The organism is Nitrosomonas sp. (genome assembly GCF_040240425.1).
GTDB lineage: Bacteria > Pseudomonadota > Gammaproteobacteria > Burkholderiales > Nitrosomonadaceae > Nitrosomonas.
Genome location: NZ_QPHG01000007.1, coordinates 78,602 through 94,709, shown reverse-complemented (window position 1 = coordinate 94,709; position 16,108 = coordinate 78,602). Strand labels below are relative to the sequence as shown.

Sequence of the window (16,108 nt, the reverse complement as noted above, 5' to 3'; positions counted from 1 at the left end):
GCGAATACAATGCATTTTTTCTGTGGCATAGCGTTAGTCCTTATTGATAGGCCGGGGCGCGCAAAAATCGAAGTACCAAGGCGTAATCTGCAAACAACTGAGCACCGGATGAATGTGGCACGCATAAGAAATACAGGGATTGTGCATGTGATGGCCCCAGAGCAATCCTACCGCACGCTGGTATTGGTCGACGAGTAAGGCACCGGAATCGCCTTTACGTGAGAACGGCTGTCTAGCGCCGTGGCGATCGGGTAGCGCTTCGATGATCAACGTGTTGCGGCACAGTTCGCCATGGATCGTTTCAACCGTGGCTGCGCTGTCAATGATTTTTCCCCACGTTGAATCAGGGCGGCCTAACAAGCGTACTTTCAGTTCTCGCCCTCTCAGCGTATCCAGCGGATGCACCCGGGCGATCTTTGCGAAGTGCCGGACCCTTCCTTGAATCCGTTGCGGGTTTTTGCTTTGCTTCAGCAGCAGGCTGGCTGTTGCGCAATCGATGTAATAAGGTTTTTCCGGTTCTCCCGGATAAGCAAAGGAGAAATGCCCGCATAACCCTTCGCCGTCGATTTTGGCAATGGCATTTAAGCGCGGCGCGTCGAAAATGACATGGTCATCGTGTTCTTCGTAATCGGGCTGAAAAATAATTTCGTCGTGTTCCGCATCGTTGGCGAACAGAACATGCCGATTGGATACCAGCACCAGCGATTCCCCATCCGGAGCGTTACGTTTGACTGCCAGGAAACCCAGCGTGCCCAGGCCTACGTTGATGTGGTGGAATTGATAAATGCCTTTTAAATTGCTGATGGCAGCGCCGACACGCGGCAATGCGGCATCAAGGTGATGCTCAACCAAAGCGCCCGAGTGGCCGGTCAATTTGAACGAGGCATTTGCAGTCATAGTAACCACCTATTAATAAAGCCATCGACTGATGAGATGTGCTCAGTGATGCGCTTAATTATTCAACTTACGCTTATCATCAAAGATGACTTGAAACGATCAGATGCGGTGATGCTGGTACGGAAATCCCCCCTTACGGGTGGATTTTGTTACTACGTTTCTAATTTGGCTGAACTTACTAATCCTTGCTAATCAGCAACCGATTTGCCGACTGGATACTTGTTCCGGTGTAGGGTTTTTCTAGGTGGGTATGCGTGTTATTAATTTTTATTGATGAAACATTAACCCTTTGTTCGTATTTAATTTTTCTGTTGAAATAGAAAAATAATAACCCCGCTTCAATCTAGAATATACTGAAAACCCATAAAGCTGTCAAACGAAGCAACCTGTCTCCGGTTCTGTGCGCTAAACTGATCGACGACGTGTAACGACTATCAATTGCGGGAGGAAAAATGCTGAATTCTTCAATTTTGGATATCGCCTTGGGCATGGTGTTTCTGTTTGTTTTAGTCAGTTTGTTGTGTTCCGCAGTCAACGAGATGCTTGCGCAAGTTTTTCGCATGCGTTCGAAAAATCTTGAGGCGGGATTGGGAAATCTGCTGCAATCGGGCGAGGGAAACAAACTGGCGGACGATCTCTATAAGCATCCATTGATCAACGGGCTTTCAAAACCAGGGCAAAAACCGTCGTATATCCCGCCGAAGAATTTTACCTTGGCATTAATGGACATCATGACCGGCAACACCGGTAAGCTGCCGTCTGACAACAAAGCGTTAATCGAGACCATCGAGAAGCAAGGCTTGTTTGCGAAAACTGAAGCGGGCAAGTCGATCATCCTGTTATTGAATGAAGCCGGAGACGATGCTGAAAAAGCGCGCAAGAATCTGGAAGGCTGGTACAACGATGCGATGGATCGCGTGGGCGGCTGGTACAAACAGAAAACGCAGATTGTCATTTTTGCCGTTGCACTGATCGTATGTGCGGCGCTGAACATCGATGCCATCAAAATTTCTCAGACATTGTGGACCGATATCGCGCTCAGGCAAGCATTGGTTGAAGCGGCTTCTTCGACGGATGTTGCTGGTTTGATGACTCAAGAATCTGCCAAACAAAAGCCGGTGCCAGCGGGCGATGCAGCAATTGCGGCGCAGCCAAACGAACAAGCGCCAGTTGAAGGTTCGATGAACGATGTTCAACAATCCGCTAAGACTGCCGGAGTGCTGGTTGAACAAATTAAAGGATTGCATCTGCCGATAGGCTGGAAGCAGTCAGATGGTAAATGGGTTTTCGCGGAATTCGGTTTTATGGAATGGCTGGTCAAAATCCTGGGAATTCTAATCACGACTTTCGCCGGATCGCTGGGTGCGCCGTTCTGGTTTCAATTGTTGAATAAGATTGTCGATTTGCGCGCGGCGGGTAAACAACCAGGGAAATCTGGAGGGCAATAATTGAATATCTGACATCTCGCTATTTTGTGCAATTACCAATTACGGTTCCACAAAATAGCGATCATGGATATTTTGAATTGTAAATCAAGGAGTAAATAACAAAGGAATACTACTTTTTGTTTTTCAACCAATCCTCTCGCATACTACGCGCCTGTGAAAAAGCTTGATCCAGTGCGTCAGCATCATTCTTCTTCAATAACTCTCGCAAGTTGTTCAATTCGGTCTGATACGAATCGATTTGTGTGAGTAAAGGCTCACGATTCGCCAAACAAATGTCGCGCCACATTTCCGGGGAGCTGCTGGCGATACGGGTGAAATCGCGGAAGCCGCTGCCAGCAAAGCGCAGTAAGCTTTCCGGATCATCGGTGCTGTGGTTGAGGTGATTCATCAGGGTGAAAGCCAGAATATGCGGCAGGTGGCTGGTGGCGGCGAGTACGCGGTCGTGTTCGTCCGGGGGCATCAGCGAGACTTGGGCATGGCAGGCTTGCCATAATTGTTGCACGCGTTCGACGGCTGCCGTACTGGTTTCCGGCAATGGCGTCAGGATCACATGTTTGTGGGTATACAAATCCGCTTGTGCCGCTTGCACGCCGCTATGCTCGGCACCGGCGATCGGGTGGCCGGGGACGAAGTGGTGCCGGTTTTGCATGGAAAGATGGTGGCGGGCTGCGGCGATGACATCTTGTTTGGTGCTGCCTGCGTCGGTGACGAGGGTGTTGGCGTGTAGATGCGGCGCGATTTTCTCCAGGGTGCTGGCGGTCTGTCCGACCGGCATGGCCAGAAACACCAGATCGGCGCCGTTCAACGCGGAAGCGATGTCAGTGGCAATTTCATCGATCACGCCCAATTCAATGGCGCGCTGCATATTGGCCTGACTGCGCCCGACGCCGGTAATGTGCTTGACCAAACCCGCTTTGCGCAGCGCCAGCGCAAATGACCCGCCGATCAAGCCGACGCCGACAATGACCAGTTTATTCAGTGCCGTGATAGTTGCCATGACTATTGCTGTTTGATGGTAATTAATTCAGTTCGCTTAAGGCTTGCTCCAGCGATTCCAGGAATCGTTTGTTTTGCGATTCGAGTCCTACGGTTACGCGCAGGTGGTTCGGCATTTCGTAGATTCCCAACGGACGCACAATGACACCTTGTCGCAACAAGCTTTGATACACTTTCGGGGTGTTGGCGGCATCGCCTTTGACACGGAAACTGATGAAGTTGCCGTACGACGGGATGTACTCCACGCCCATTTTGCGGAAGCCGTCGGTCAGTTGCAGCATGCCGGCGCGGTTCAAGGCATACGATTTCTGCACAAACTCGGCATCTTGCAGCGCGGCCAGTGCGCCGGCCAGACCGATGCTGCTGACATTGAACGGCTGGCGCACGCGGTTCATCAGATTGGCGACATCCGGATGCGTCAAGCCGAATCCGACACGCACGCCTGCAAGACCGTAAACTTTGGAAAAAGTACGCGTGATCAGCAGATTGGAGAATTGCTTCAGCCATTTGATACTGTCCGGTTTGTTGGCTTCAGGCAGGTATTCGTAATACGCTTCGTCCATGACGACCAGCACATCACGCGATACCCGTTCCATGAAACGGAACAATTCGTCTTCGTCCGATAAGGTGCCGGTCGGGTTGTTGGGGCTGGCGATAAAGACGATACGTGTTTCCGGCGTGATGGCGTCCAGCATCGCGGGCAAATCGTGCCCGTAATCGCGGGCGGGAACCGCAATGCCGTTGGCGCCGATCATTTGCACGACCAGCGGATACACCGCAAAGGCATGCTGCGAATACACCGCGGCCGCGCCCGGTTTGAGAAATACGCGTGCGGCCAGATCGAGTACGTCGTTGGAGCCGTTGCCCAGAATAATCTGCGTCGGATCAACGCTATAGCGTTTCGACAGCGCGGCTTTCAATTCGTAACCGCTGCCGTCCGGGTACAACGCGATGTCATGTAGTGTGTTGATCATCGCATCGAGTGCGAGCGGGCTGGTTCCGAGCGGATTTTCATTGGATGCCAGTTTGATGATGTAGGACTCATCCAGTCCGATTTCGCGCGCCAGTTCGGAGATCGGTTTGCCGGGCTGGTAAGGTTGGATCGAGCGGATATATTCCGGAGCAAAATCGCAAAGATTCATAAGATTAAATGTGTTAATGAATAAAAAAGAATAGGGAAAATGGTGTGAATTGAATAATGCGGCTATTCAGGGTGGTGAGCCGTCAGGCGGCCGGATATGATCCCAGGATTTTCAGGAAAGCGGCTTTGTCACGCAACTCCATCATTGCCGCGGCGACATTATCGTTTTGCTGGTGTCCTTCAAGATCAACAAAGAAAACATACTGCCACAGACCGGTACGCGATGGGCGCGATTCCAGGCGGCTCATGCTGACGCCATGCTGCGCCAGCGGTTCGAGCAAGGTATAGATCGCGCCGGAACGGTTATTGGTCGTCATGACCAGTGAGGTCTTGTCTTTTCCCGAAGGCGCTACGGTTTGTTTGCCGATCACCAGAAAACGCGTGGTATTTCTCGGATCGTCCTCGATGTTTTCCGCGCAGATGGAGAGCCCGAACAATTCGGCGGCTCTGTGACTGGCGATCGCCGCAGCCTGTTTGTCAGCGGCGGCTTGCCGGGCTGCATCGGCATTGCTGGCGGCGTTGATCAGCGCGGAATCGGGCAGATGCGGCAAATTGGTTTTCAACCAATGGCGGCACTGTGCCAGCGATTGCGGGTGCGAGTAAATTTTGCTGATGTGTGCCAGATCGGTTTGCTGCGCCATCAGAAACTGATGCACCGGTAACTGGATTTCACCGCAGATGGTGAGCGGCGTTTGCAGCAGTAAATCCATCGTTCTGCCAATCGCGCCTTCGGAAGAGTTTTCCACCGGCACCACGCCATAATTCGCTGCATCCGATTCCACTATGCGGAACACGTCGTCGATCGAATCACATGCCATTCCGGTGATGGCGCTGCCGAAACGTTTCAGCGCCGCTTCTTCGGAGAAAGTGCCGTTAGGACCGAGATACGCCACATTCATGGGTTTTTCCAGCGCGCGGCATAACGACATGATCTCGGTGAATAATTGTTTAATATGCTCGTTGCTGACCGGCCCGGGATTCTGTTCCTGCATACGCGCTAATATTTGCGCTTCGCGTTCGGGGCGATAGACAATGCCGCTTTTCTTGATTTTGCCGACTTGTTGCGCCAATCCGGCGCGTTTGCTGACCAATTGCAGTAATTCGTTGTCGATGGCGTCGATTTGATCGCGGAGTTGTTTGAGTTCTTCGGACATGGTTAGTTAATCATTGAACATTGGGCGATTCGGTAGTGCGTGGGGTTTATCCGGGAAGACGCAGATAACGCGCCATCAGCACGCCGCTGATCGATGCTATCTCATGCAAAACATGCGGCGGGACCGGGCTGTCGGTATCGACCAGCGTATAAGCCATGCCACCGCGCGATTTGTTGATCATGGTATGAATATTCAGTCCAGCCTGCGCCATGCTGGTCGAAATCTGTCCCAGAATATTCGGTACGTTGGCATTGGCGACCGCGACGCGGTAAGGTACTTCGCGTTCCATCTGCGTATCCGGAAAGTTGACGGTGTTGGTGATATTGCCGTTTTCCAGGTAATCGATCAATTGATCCACCACCATCACGGCGCAATTGTCTTCCGCCTCGGTGGTCGATGCGCCGAGGTGCGGCAAGGTAATCACATTTTTTTGGTGTTGCAGTTTCTCGCTGGGGAAATCACTGACGTAAGTTTTGATTTTATTGGCGGCGATGGCTTGCAGGATCGCATCTTCATCGACGATCGCACCACGCGAGAAATTCAGCACAATTGCATGATGCTTCATCAATTGTATGCTGGCGCTATTGATCAAATGCCGCGTCGAATCGAGCAGCGGCACGTGCACGCTGATGAATTCGCTGTGGCGCAGCAAATCTTCCAGGCTGTTGGCTTTCTTGACTTCCGCCGACAAGCTCCAGGCCGATTCGACAGTGATTTTCGGGTCGAAGCCGATGACTTTCATGCCCAGCCGGATAGCTGAATTGGCAACCAGGCGGCCGATTTCACCCAAGCCGATCACGCCTAGCGTGCGCCCCGGCAATTCGATACCGGAAAAACGTTTTTTGCCGTCTTCAGCTTGCTTGTTGAGCGCTGCATCGTCACCCTGCAGACTGTCGGCGAATTGCAATGCCGGTACCAGGTTACGCGCCGCCAGAAACAAGCTGGCCAGCACCAATTCCTTGACGGCATTGGCGTTAGCGCCGGGCGTATTGAAAACTGGCACACCGCGCGCATTCATCGTGTCGACCGGAATATTGTTGGTACCCGCGCCGGCGCGTCCGATCGCTTTCACGCTTTCCGGGATGACACTATTCAACATGTTATGCGAGCGCACCAAGATGGCATCCGGTTGCTCGATATCATGACCGGTCTGATAACGCTCTGCGGGAAAGCGGTTGAGTCCGTGCGAAGAAATCGAATTGAGTGTCAGAATTTTAAAGAGTAGTTGTTCAGGCATGGCGGCTGGCAAACTCCTTCATGAAAGCGGCAAGCGTCGCGACACCTTCGACCGGCATGGCATTGTAAATCGATGCCCGCATGCCGCCGACCGAGCGATGCCCCTTTAGCTGCAATAGACCGTTGTGTTGCGCTTGTTTGAGAAATTCACCGTCCAGCGCGGAATCTTTCAGCGTGAACGGCACATTCATACGCGACCGGTCGGCTATCGCCACCGGGCAGTGATAAAAATCAGTGCTGTCGAGCAAGTCATACAGCAATTTGGCTTTGGCGATGTTGATTTTTTCCATCGCCGCCAGCCCGCCCTGTTTTTTCAACCAGGCGAACACCAGGCCGGTAATGTACATGGCGTAAGTGGGCGGGGTGTTGTACATCGAGTCATTCTTGGCGTGAATCTGATAATCGTACAGCGTCGGTGTGCCGGGCAGCGGCTGGCCCAATAAATCTTCGCGCACGATGACCAATGTCAGTCCGGCGGGGCCGAGGTTTTTTTGCGCACCGGCATAAATCAATCCGTAGCGCGTTACGTCCAGTGGACGTGACAAGATATCGGATGACATATCGACGACCAATGGGACATACGTTTCCGGTACCCAGTGAAACTCGACACCACCGATAGTTTCGTTGCTGGTGTAATGCACATACGCTGCATCGGGATTTAGACGCCATTGTTCCAGTGGCGGGATGTGCGTGAAATGGGCATCTTCCGACGAAGCAGCGACATTGATCGTGCAATAGCGGCTGGCTTCTTCGATGGCTTTCGCCGACCACTGGCCAGTATTGATATAGTCTGCTGTTGTTTTGCCGCGCAGCAGGTTCATCGGTACCATGGAAAATTGGCTGGAGGCACCGCCTTGCAGAAACAGCACTTTATAGTTGCGTGGAATGTTCGCCAGTTCGCGCAGATCGTTCTCGGTTTTTTCCGCAATCGACATGAACTCCTTGCCGCGGTGACTCATTTCCATCACCGACATGCCGCTGCCGTGCCAATCGAGCATTTCATCGCGCGCCTGTTGCAATACTTCCTTCGGGAGGACTGCGGGTCCCGCGCTGAAATTGTAGATCTGATCCATGGCGTTTTTTCCGGTTAGTGAGTTATTGGCTATTCACCATCTCCATCGCTGTCTTCGCTTTCGACCACCCGTTCCAGACCGGCCAGTTTCTCGCCCGGATCCAGATTGATCAAGGTGACACCTTGCGTGGCACGGCTCATTTCGCGTACTTCGTTGACACGCGTACGGATCATGACGCCGCCGGAGGTGATCAGCATGATTTCATCGTCCGGTTTTACCAGTTTCGCGGTGACCACCTTGCCATTGCGCGCGCTGGTGATGATCGCGATCATACCTTGCGTACCGCGGTTGTGGCGGGTGTATTCGCTGATTGGCGTGCGTTTACCGAAACCGTTTTCCGTTGCCGTTAACACCGCAAGTTCTTCATTTTCCGCTACCAGCATCGAGATGACTTTATGTCCGGAACCCAGTTTCATACCGCGTACACCGCGTGCGGTACGGCCCATCGGACGCACGTCGTTTTCGCTGAAGCGCATGGCTTTGCCATTATCCGAGAACAACATGACATCATGTTTACCTTCGGTCAGTTCAACACCGATCAGAAAATCGCCTTCGTCCAGTCCAATGGCGATGATGCCATTGTTGCGCGGACGGGAAAATTCCGATAACGGCGTTTTCTTGACGGTGCCAAACGATGTTGCCATAAAAACAAAGCGGTTTTCATCAAAGGTTTTAACCGGCAGAATGGCGTTGATTTTTTCACCTTCTTCCAGCTGCAACCAGTTGATGATCGGCTTGCCGCGCGATTGCCGTCCGCCTTGCGGCACTTCATAGACTTTGATCCAATACACACGTCCAAGACTTGAGAAGCATAAAATATAGTCATGCGTATTGGCGATGAACAGTTTGTCGATGAAATCATCTTCCTTGGTGCTCGTTGCCAGCTTGCCGCGTCCGCCGCGTTTTTGCGCGCGATAGTCGTCGAGTAGCTGGGATTTGATATAGCCGCTGTGCGATAGGGTAACTACCATATCGGCGGGTGTGATCAAATCTTCGACGCTAAGGTCCTGTGTATCGATGATGATTTCACTGCGGCGTTTGTCGCCGAATTGCTGTTTGATTGCATCTAGTTCTTCGGTGATGATGCTGGTGATGCGCTCCGGATTGGCCAGAATATCCAGAAAATCGATGATTTTATCGATGACTTCCTTGTATTCATCGACGATCTTTTCTTGTTCCAGACCGGTTAAGCGCTGCAAACGCAGTTCCAGGATCGCTTGCGCTTGCGCATCGGAAAGCCGGTAACCCTGGGCTTGCAAACCGAACATATTATCCAACCCTTCCGGACGCAGCGCATTGGCGTCGGCCATGGCGCGCGTCAGCATTTCCTCGACCAATTTGGAATGCCAGGTTCTCGCCATCAAGCCTTCCTTGGCGTCAGCGGGCGTCGGTGCTGCTTTAATCAACGCGATGATTTCATCGACATTGGATAACGCCACTGCCAAGCCTTCCAGTAAATGACCGCGTTCGCGCGCTTTTTTCAGTTCAAATACCGTGCGGCGTGTGACGACTTCGCGGCGATGACGCAGGAATGCATCGAGGATCTGTTTCAAATTCAGCAAGCGCGGCTGGCCATCCAGCAAGGCCACCATGTTCATACCGAACGTATCCTGCATTTGTGTTTCTTTATACAGATTGTTCAGAATGACTTCGGGCACTTCGCCGCGCTTCAGTTCGATGACGACGCGCATGCCGGATTTGTCGGATTCGTCGCGCAAGTCAGAAATGCCTTCGATTTTCTTGTCGCGTACCAGTTCGCCGATACGTATCAGTAAATTGGCTTTGTTAACCTGGTAAGGCAATTCATCGATGATGATGCATTGGCGGCTGCCTTTTTCCAGATCTTCAAAATGTGTGCGCGCACGCATCACCACGCGGCCACGGCCGGTGCGATAACCGTCGCGTACCCCGGTGACGCCATAAATGATGCCGGCGGTAGGAAAATCCGGCGCCGGAATAATATCGATCAGCTCATCAATGGTGATATCCTGGTTTTTGAGCAAGGCAAGGCAAGCCTCCACAACTTCATTCAGATTATGCGGCGGAATGTTGGTCGCCATGCCGACGGCGATACCCGAGGAGCCGTTGATCAGCAAATTAGGTATCTTGGCTGGCAGAATCAGCGGTTCTTTTTCGGAATCGTCGTAGTTGGGACCGAAATCCACCGTTTCCTTGTCGAGATCGACCAATAATTCATGCGCAATGCGCGACATGCGGATTTCGGTGTAACGCATTGCCGCAGCATTGTCGCCATCGACCGAGCCGAAGTTGCCTTGTCCGTCGACCAGCATATAACGCAAGGAAAAGTCCTGCGCCATGCGGACGATGGTGTCATAGACGGCGGTGTCGCCATGCGGATGGTATTTACCGATAACGTCACCGACGATACGCGCGGACTTTTTGTAAGGCCTGTTCCAGTCGTTGGATAGCTCATGCATGGCGAATAATACGCGCCGGTGCACCGGTTTCAAGCCATCACGAACATCTGGCAGCGCGCGGCCCACGATGACGCTCATCGCGTAATCAAGATAGGAACGCCGCATTTCTTCTTCAAGACTGATGGGCAGAGTTTCCTTGGCAAACTGATTCATATCTTATGATTTTGTGAGAAACAACGGGTTATGATGCAGAAATGTATCTTAGTTGAAACTGGCTATAAGAAATTTGTTAACCGAGCCATTCTAACATGCTGCTATCGTTTCTCGACTAACTTTGCTATGCCTCCGGCATAAAAATTGCCATAAATGAGTAGATCTGCAAAGAAAAAAGCTTGAAAAAGCAGACTAAATAGGTAACCATAACAACTTTTTCAAATTTTCCTTACCGTACCGGGTGGAGCGCTGAATTGAATTTTTCGTTTAAAATACAAATGCGAGTGTGATGCAGTGTCTAATTTGATGAATACATACTCACGGTTGCCTGTCACCTTTGTTAAAGGCGAAGGGGTCTGGTTATGGGACGATCGTGGTGAGCGGTATCTGGATGCATTGGCCGGTGTGGCGGTGTGCGGGCTGGGTCATTGCCATCCGAGGTTAACCCGGGCGATCTGTGAACAAGCCGGGATGCTGATCCATACCTCTAATCTTTTTCACATTGAAAAGCAGGAACGTCTGGCTGAACGTCTAACGGAATTATCCGGGATGGATAATGCGTTTTTCTGCAACTCCGGTGCAGAAGCGAATGAAGCCGCTATCAAACTGGCCCGGCTGTATGGACATAACAAAGGGATATCGCTGCCCACGATCGTAGTCATGGAACGGTCATTTCATGGCCGTACCATGGCAACGCTGACAGCCAGTGGAAACCGCAAGGTGCAAGCCGGTTTTGAACCGCTGTTATCCGGTTTTGTGCGCGCTCCTTATAATAATTTGGAAGCGATAGCGCAAGTGGCCGCCAATAATAAAGATGTTGTGGCGGTACTGGTGGAGCCGTTTCAGGGCGAGGGCGGGGTGAATATTCCCGAAGCGCATTATTTGCAAGGATTACGCAATCTGTGCACCCAGAATGGCTGGCTGCTGATGCTCGATGAGGTGCAATCGGGAATCGGGCGCAGCGGTAAATGGTTTGCGTTTCAGCACAGCGATATCATGCCGGATGTTGTTACGCTGGCGAAAGGATTGGGCGGGGGTGTGGCGATTGGCGCTTGTCTAGCCAAAGGCACCGCTGCCGAAGTGTTCAAGCCGGGTAATCATGCCTCCACCTTTGGTGGTAATCCGTTGGCCTGCGCGGCGGCGATTGAAACACTCAAAGTAATTGCCGATGAAGGTCTGCTGGAGCATGCGACAAAATTAGGCGATTTCATGCGTGACCGGTTGCGGAATCAACTGGCCGATGTTCCGGGTGTTGTGCAGGTCAGAGGTCAGGGTTTAATCGTCGGTGTCGAACTTTCCGTGCCTTGCATTGAATTGGTGAGGAAAGCGCTGGAGAAGAAATTATTAATCAATGTAACATCGGATAAAGTGATTCGCTTGCTGCCAGCATTTGTGATGCAGCAACATGAGGCTGAGCAAGTGATTGATATTACTTGTCTGTTGATAAAGGAGTTTTTGAATAACTAAGCAGATTGCATAGCAATGCATTACTGATTGGTTGTTTATCGCGTTATGCAATTAAAGCATTTTTTGCAATTCAAGGATTTTAGCCGCGATGAGTATGAGTATTTATTTGCGCGCGCGCGCTGGATAAAGCAGGAATTCAAACAATACCGGCAATACTGGCCGTTGGCCGATCGCACATTGGCGATGATCTTTGACAAGAATTCAACCCGTACGCGCTTGTCATTTGAAGCCGGTATGCATCAATTAGGTGGTGCGGCCATTTATCTGTCAACGCGGGATACGCAATTGGGGCGGGGAGAGCCGGTGGAAGACGCGGCGCGGGTGATTTCCCGCATGGTCGATCTGATTATGATCCGAACCTATCAGCATGACCTTGTCAGGCGCTTTGCGGAGTATTCCAGAGTACCGGTAATCAATGGTTTAACCGATGAATATCATCCATGCCAGATCATGAGCGATATTTTTACGTACACAGAATACAGAGGCAGTATAGAAGGCAAAACAGTGGCATGGATCGGTGACTCCAATAATATGTGCAGTACTTGGCTGCAGGCGGCCGAGATTTTTAACTTTAAAGTGCATGTTTCCACGCCACCCGGTTACGATGTTGATTCTGTGCGGATAGGGCTCAATGGTACTGCGCATTTTGAGAAATTTGTCAGTCCCCATAAAGCGGTGCAAGGGGTGGATCTGGTCACGACGGATGTGTGGACCAGTATGGGGTTTGAATCGGAAACGGAGCAAAGAAAGAATGATTTTGCCGAGTTTTGCGTTGACGAGGAGATGATGGCACTGGCAAAACCGGATGCATTATTTATGCATTGCCTGCCAGCTCACCGGGGTGAGGAGGTTAGCGCGGAAGTGCTGGATGGACCGCAATCCGTGGTATGGGACGAAGCGGAAAACCGGTTGCATACCCAAAAGGCACTGATGGAGTATTTGCTGCTGGGTAAAATAGATACTGCAAAATAAAATTGCAATTGGGATTCATGGGTTGCGCATTAACGGATAACAGCGCTAGATAAACGAATGTACTGAGAATAATGAAAAAGATTAATAAAGTGGTTTTGGCATTTTCCGGGGGACTGGATACATCCGTCATTTTGAAATGGCTGCAAGATACCTACCAGTGTGAAGTCGTAACTTTTACAGCAGACATCGGGCAGGGAGAGGAAGTGGAGCCGGCGCGTGCAAAGGCAAAGCAGCTGGGTGTTAAGGAAATTTATATCGATGACTTGCGTGAGGAATTTGTCCGCGATTTTGTATTTCCCATGTTCCGTGCCAATACAATTTACGAAGGGGAGTATTTGCTGGGTACCAGCATTGCGCGTCCGTTGATAGCCAAAAGACAGATTGAAATCGCGAGAGAAACCGGTGCTGATGCTGTGTCACATGGCGCCACCGGCAAAGGTAACGATCAAGTGCGTTTTGAGCTGGGTTATTATGCATTACAACCGGATATCCATGTCATCGCACCGTGGCGCGAATGGGATTTAACCTCCCGTGAGACATTATTACAGTACGCCGAGCAGCATGGTATTCCGGTCGAAATGAAGAAAAAGGTGGGATCGCCTTACAGTATGGATGCCAATTTGTTGCATATCTCTTACGAAGGCAGAATTCTGGAAGATCCTGCCGCGGAGCCGGAGGAGTCCATGTGGCGCTGGAGCGTTTCGCCGGAAAAAGCACCGGATGAGCCGGAATATCTGGATATCGAGTTTAAACGGGGTGATGTGGTGGCACTTAACGGTGCTGCATTATCGCCAGCGAGCGTATTGGAAAAGCTCAATCAATTAGGCGGGAAACATGGCATAGGCCGGTTGGATTTGGTGGAGAATCGCTATGTGGGCATGAAGTCACGTGGCTGTTATGAAACCCCAGGCGGGACTATTTTGTTGCGAGCGCATCGTGCTATAGAGTCGATTACACTCGACCGGGAAGTGGCGCATCTGAAAGATGATTTAATGCCACGTTATGCGGCTCTGATATACAACGGTTACTGGTGGAGCCCTGAACGCCAAATGTTGCAAACCATGATTGATGCGAGCCAGGAAAAAGTAAATGGCTGGGTGAGACTGAAGTTGTATAAAGGAAATGTTATTGTGGCCGGTAGAGACTCGCAAACCGACTCCTTGTTTGATCCCACTATCGCAACGTTTGAAGAAGATGCGGGTGCTTATAATCAAGGGGATGCGGCAGGGTTTATCAAACTGAATGCCTTAAGAATGCGCATTGCGGCTAACGCAGGAAAGAAACATCAAAAATAATTTCTTCAAACCCTAATGTCAAGGATATTACTGGTTTACTTGGAATAATGAATTCATAGAAAGCGAGTAGAGCGTAATTGTTTCTGCGCAGAGAGAGATAATGCCATCATTTGATATCGTTTCGGAAGTTGATAAGCAGGAAGTCAGGAATGCTGTTGATCAGGTGAACAAGGAAGTCACTACCCGGTTTGATTTTAAAGGTTCGGATGCCAGAGTGGAGCAGACAGATTATCAGCTGACGGTATTCGCAGACGACGAATTTAAACTGGAACAAATATTGGATATTCTCAGAACCCGGCTAACCAAGCGGAACGTGGATGTGCGATGTTTGGAGAAAGACCGGGTTGAAAAAATTAGCGGGAATAAAGTTAAGCAGGTAGTAACAGTTAAAACAGGACTTGAAACTGAGCTGGCAAAGAAAATTATTAAGCACATCAAGGATGGCAAGCTCAAAGTTCAGGCTAGCATTCAAGGCGATGTCGTGCGAGTAACCGGCGCTAAAAAAGATATGCTGCAAGAAGCAATTCAGATGGTAAAAAAAACGATTGATAATTTTCCATTGCAATTTCAAAATTTCAGGGATTAATTGCTACTGGAAAATTTAATTTTGCAGTTTGGGAAACAAGGTTAAGATTCTAAGCTGAAAGTAAGTAGCGGGGATATGTGACAAGGGCAGGAAGCGTATTACTTGGATGATCTATCTTCGTCTTGACATATATGAATAAACCCAATAGAATCCGCTCTCTTTTTTGCCGTATCTTCGGATTAGTTGAAGGACGGTATTACTAATTGCCAATATATTTGTTATTGGGAAATTAAAGCAAATAGACGAAGGACGGCTTAAAGCCATTCCAGTTTTTTAGGACACAGAAATGCCGACAATCAGTCAGTTAGTTAGAAAGCCACGTGCTGCCAAGCAAGTTAAAAGTACTGTTCCTGCGCTCGAAAACAGCCCGCAGAAAAGGGGTGTATGTACAAGGGTATATACCACAACACCCAAAAAGCCAAATTCAGCTTTACGGAAAGTAGCTAGGGTAAGGCTAACTAATGGATTTGAGGTGACAAGTTATATTGGCGGTGAAGGGCATAATCTCCAAGAGCACTCGGTAGTGTTAATCCGTGGTGGTCGTGTTAAAGATTTGCCGGGTGTTCGTTATCACACGGTCAGGGGAAGTCTGGATACAGCAGGTGTTAAAGATCGCAAACAGAGTCGTTCAAAATATGGTTCTAAAAAGCCAAAGACTGCTTAAAATTAATTTAGACACCTTCCAAATTTCTAGAAAAAATAAAATTGAGTAATGTAGAGGTTTCATAATGCCAAGACGTAGAGAAGTTCCAAAGCGTGAAATATTACCTGATCCAAAATACCACAATGTCGAATTGGCGAAATTTGTCAATGTTCTCATGACGCGTGGTAAAAAGTCTGTTGCTGAAAGAATTATCTATGGCGCGCTAGAACATATAGGCAAAAAAACCGGGAATGATCCGCTCGAAGTTTTTACCCAGGCGTTGACTAACGTTCGTCCGGTAGTAGAGGTTAAGAGTCGTCGAGTGGGTGGCGCGAATTACCAAGTACCAGTAGAGGTGCGTTCGGTGCGGCGGAATGCGTTGGCGATGCGTTGGCTCCGTGATGCGGCTAGAAAGAGAAGTGAAAAGTCAATGGATGCAAGGCTGGCGGGTGAATTGACCGAAGCAGCAGAGGGGCGTGGCGGTGCGGTAAAGAAACGAGAAGAAGTGCACAGAATGGCGGAATCCAATAAAGCATTCTCACATTTTAGATTTTAATAAATTGTGTCTCTGGTATTAAACATAATCGTAAGTTGAATTAATCGTAAGGC

The 16,108-nt window shown here is 50.1% G+C and carries 14 protein-coding genes; 7 read left to right on the top strand and 7 right to left on the bottom strand.

Going from position 1 to position 16,108, the window contains the following annotated elements; genetic code table 11:
• Positions 1 to 33 precede the first annotated feature (33 nt).
• On the bottom strand, positions 34 to 897 hold the full coding sequence (locus tag DU481_RS04310; RefSeq protein ID WP_350132879.1) for a hypothetical protein: 864 nt from the start codon (positions 895 to 897) through the stop codon (positions 34 to 36).
• A gap of 452 nt (positions 898 to 1,349) precedes the next feature.
• Between DU481_RS04310 and DU481_RS04305 the strand changes: the two genes are divergently transcribed.
• Positions 1,350 to 2,345: a hypothetical protein gene (locus tag DU481_RS04305; protein ID WP_350132877.1), complete on the top strand. Its 996-nt coding sequence runs from the start codon at positions 1,350 to 1,352 to the stop codon at positions 2,343 to 2,345.
• A 109-nt stretch (positions 2,346 to 2,454) separates the two neighbouring features.
• On the opposite strand, the gene DU481_RS04300 is transcribed toward DU481_RS04305, so the two are convergent.
• The 6 genes from DU481_RS04300 to gyrA form a co-directional block, all read right to left on the bottom strand.
• Positions 2,455 to 3,342, bottom strand: coding sequence for a prephenate dehydrogenase (locus DU481_RS04300; protein ID WP_350132875.1), 888 nt, complete (start codon positions 3,340 to 3,342; stop codon positions 2,455 to 2,457).
• 22 nt (positions 3,343 to 3,364) lie between these two features.
• Positions 3,365 to 4,483 (bottom strand): histidinol-phosphate transaminase, encoded by a 1,119-nt coding sequence (hisC, locus tag DU481_RS04295; RefSeq protein WP_350132873.1) that lies wholly within the window; start codon positions 4,481 to 4,483, stop codon positions 3,365 to 3,367.
• A gap of 82 nt (positions 4,484 to 4,565) precedes the next feature.
• Entirely contained in the window at positions 4,566 to 5,636 is a 1,071-nt protein-coding gene (gene pheA / locus DU481_RS04290) for a prephenate dehydratase (RefSeq protein WP_350132871.1), read from the bottom strand.
• A gap of 46 nt (positions 5,637 to 5,682) precedes the next feature.
• Positions 5,683 to 6,873 (bottom strand): 3-phosphoglycerate dehydrogenase family protein, encoded by a 1,191-nt coding sequence (locus DU481_RS04285; protein ID WP_350132869.1) that lies wholly within the window; start codon positions 6,871 to 6,873, stop codon positions 5,683 to 5,685.
• Positions 6,866 to 7,945, bottom strand: coding sequence for a 3-phosphoserine/phosphohydroxythreonine transaminase (gene serC / locus DU481_RS04280; protein ID WP_350132867.1), 1,080 nt, complete (start codon positions 7,943 to 7,945; stop codon positions 6,866 to 6,868). The genes DU481_RS04285 and serC overlap by 8 nt, the downstream gene beginning before the upstream one ends.
• A 29-nt stretch (positions 7,946 to 7,974) precedes the next feature.
• Complete coding sequence (gene gyrA, locus DU481_RS04275) at positions 7,975 to 10,536, bottom strand: DNA gyrase subunit A (RefSeq protein ID WP_350132865.1); 2,562 nt, start codon at positions 10,534 to 10,536, stop codon at positions 7,975 to 7,977.
• 306 nt (positions 10,537 to 10,842) lie between these two features.
• Between gyrA and DU481_RS04270 the strand changes: the two genes are divergently transcribed.
• The 6 genes from DU481_RS04270 (at position 10,843) to rpsG (ending at position 16,055) form a co-directional block, all read left to right on the top strand.
• Positions 10,843 to 12,003 (top strand): aspartate aminotransferase family protein, encoded by a 1,161-nt coding sequence (locus DU481_RS04270; RefSeq protein WP_350132863.1) that lies wholly within the window; start codon positions 10,843 to 10,845, stop codon positions 12,001 to 12,003.
• Between the two features lie 45 nt (positions 12,004 to 12,048).
• On the top strand, positions 12,049 to 12,975 hold the full coding sequence (argF, locus tag DU481_RS04265) for an ornithine carbamoyltransferase (protein ID WP_350132861.1): 927 nt from the start codon (positions 12,049 to 12,051) through the stop codon (positions 12,973 to 12,975).
• Between the two features lie 71 nt (positions 12,976 to 13,046).
• Positions 13,047 to 14,270, top strand: a complete 1,224-nt coding sequence (locus DU481_RS04260) for an argininosuccinate synthase (protein ID WP_107803493.1) — start codon at positions 13,047 to 13,049, stop codon at positions 14,268 to 14,270.
• A 100-nt stretch (positions 14,271 to 14,370) separates the two neighbouring features.
• Entirely contained in the window at positions 14,371 to 14,856 is a 486-nt protein-coding gene (locus DU481_RS04255) for a YajQ family cyclic di-GMP-binding protein (RefSeq protein WP_350132859.1), read from the top strand.
• A 286-nt stretch (positions 14,857 to 15,142) separates the two neighbouring features.
• Positions 15,143 to 15,520 carry a 30S ribosomal protein S12 gene (gene rpsL, locus DU481_RS04250; RefSeq protein ID WP_090320171.1) on the top strand — a complete coding sequence of 126 codons (378 nt, stop codon included), beginning with the start codon at positions 15,143 to 15,145 and terminating at the stop codon, positions 15,518 to 15,520.
• Between the two features lie 64 nt (positions 15,521 to 15,584).
• A complete protein-coding gene (rpsG, locus tag DU481_RS04245) occupies positions 15,585 to 16,055 on the top strand; it encodes a 30S ribosomal protein S7 (RefSeq protein ID WP_090320199.1) in 471 nt (156 codons plus the stop codon).
• Positions 16,056 to 16,108: the final 53 nt, after the last annotated feature.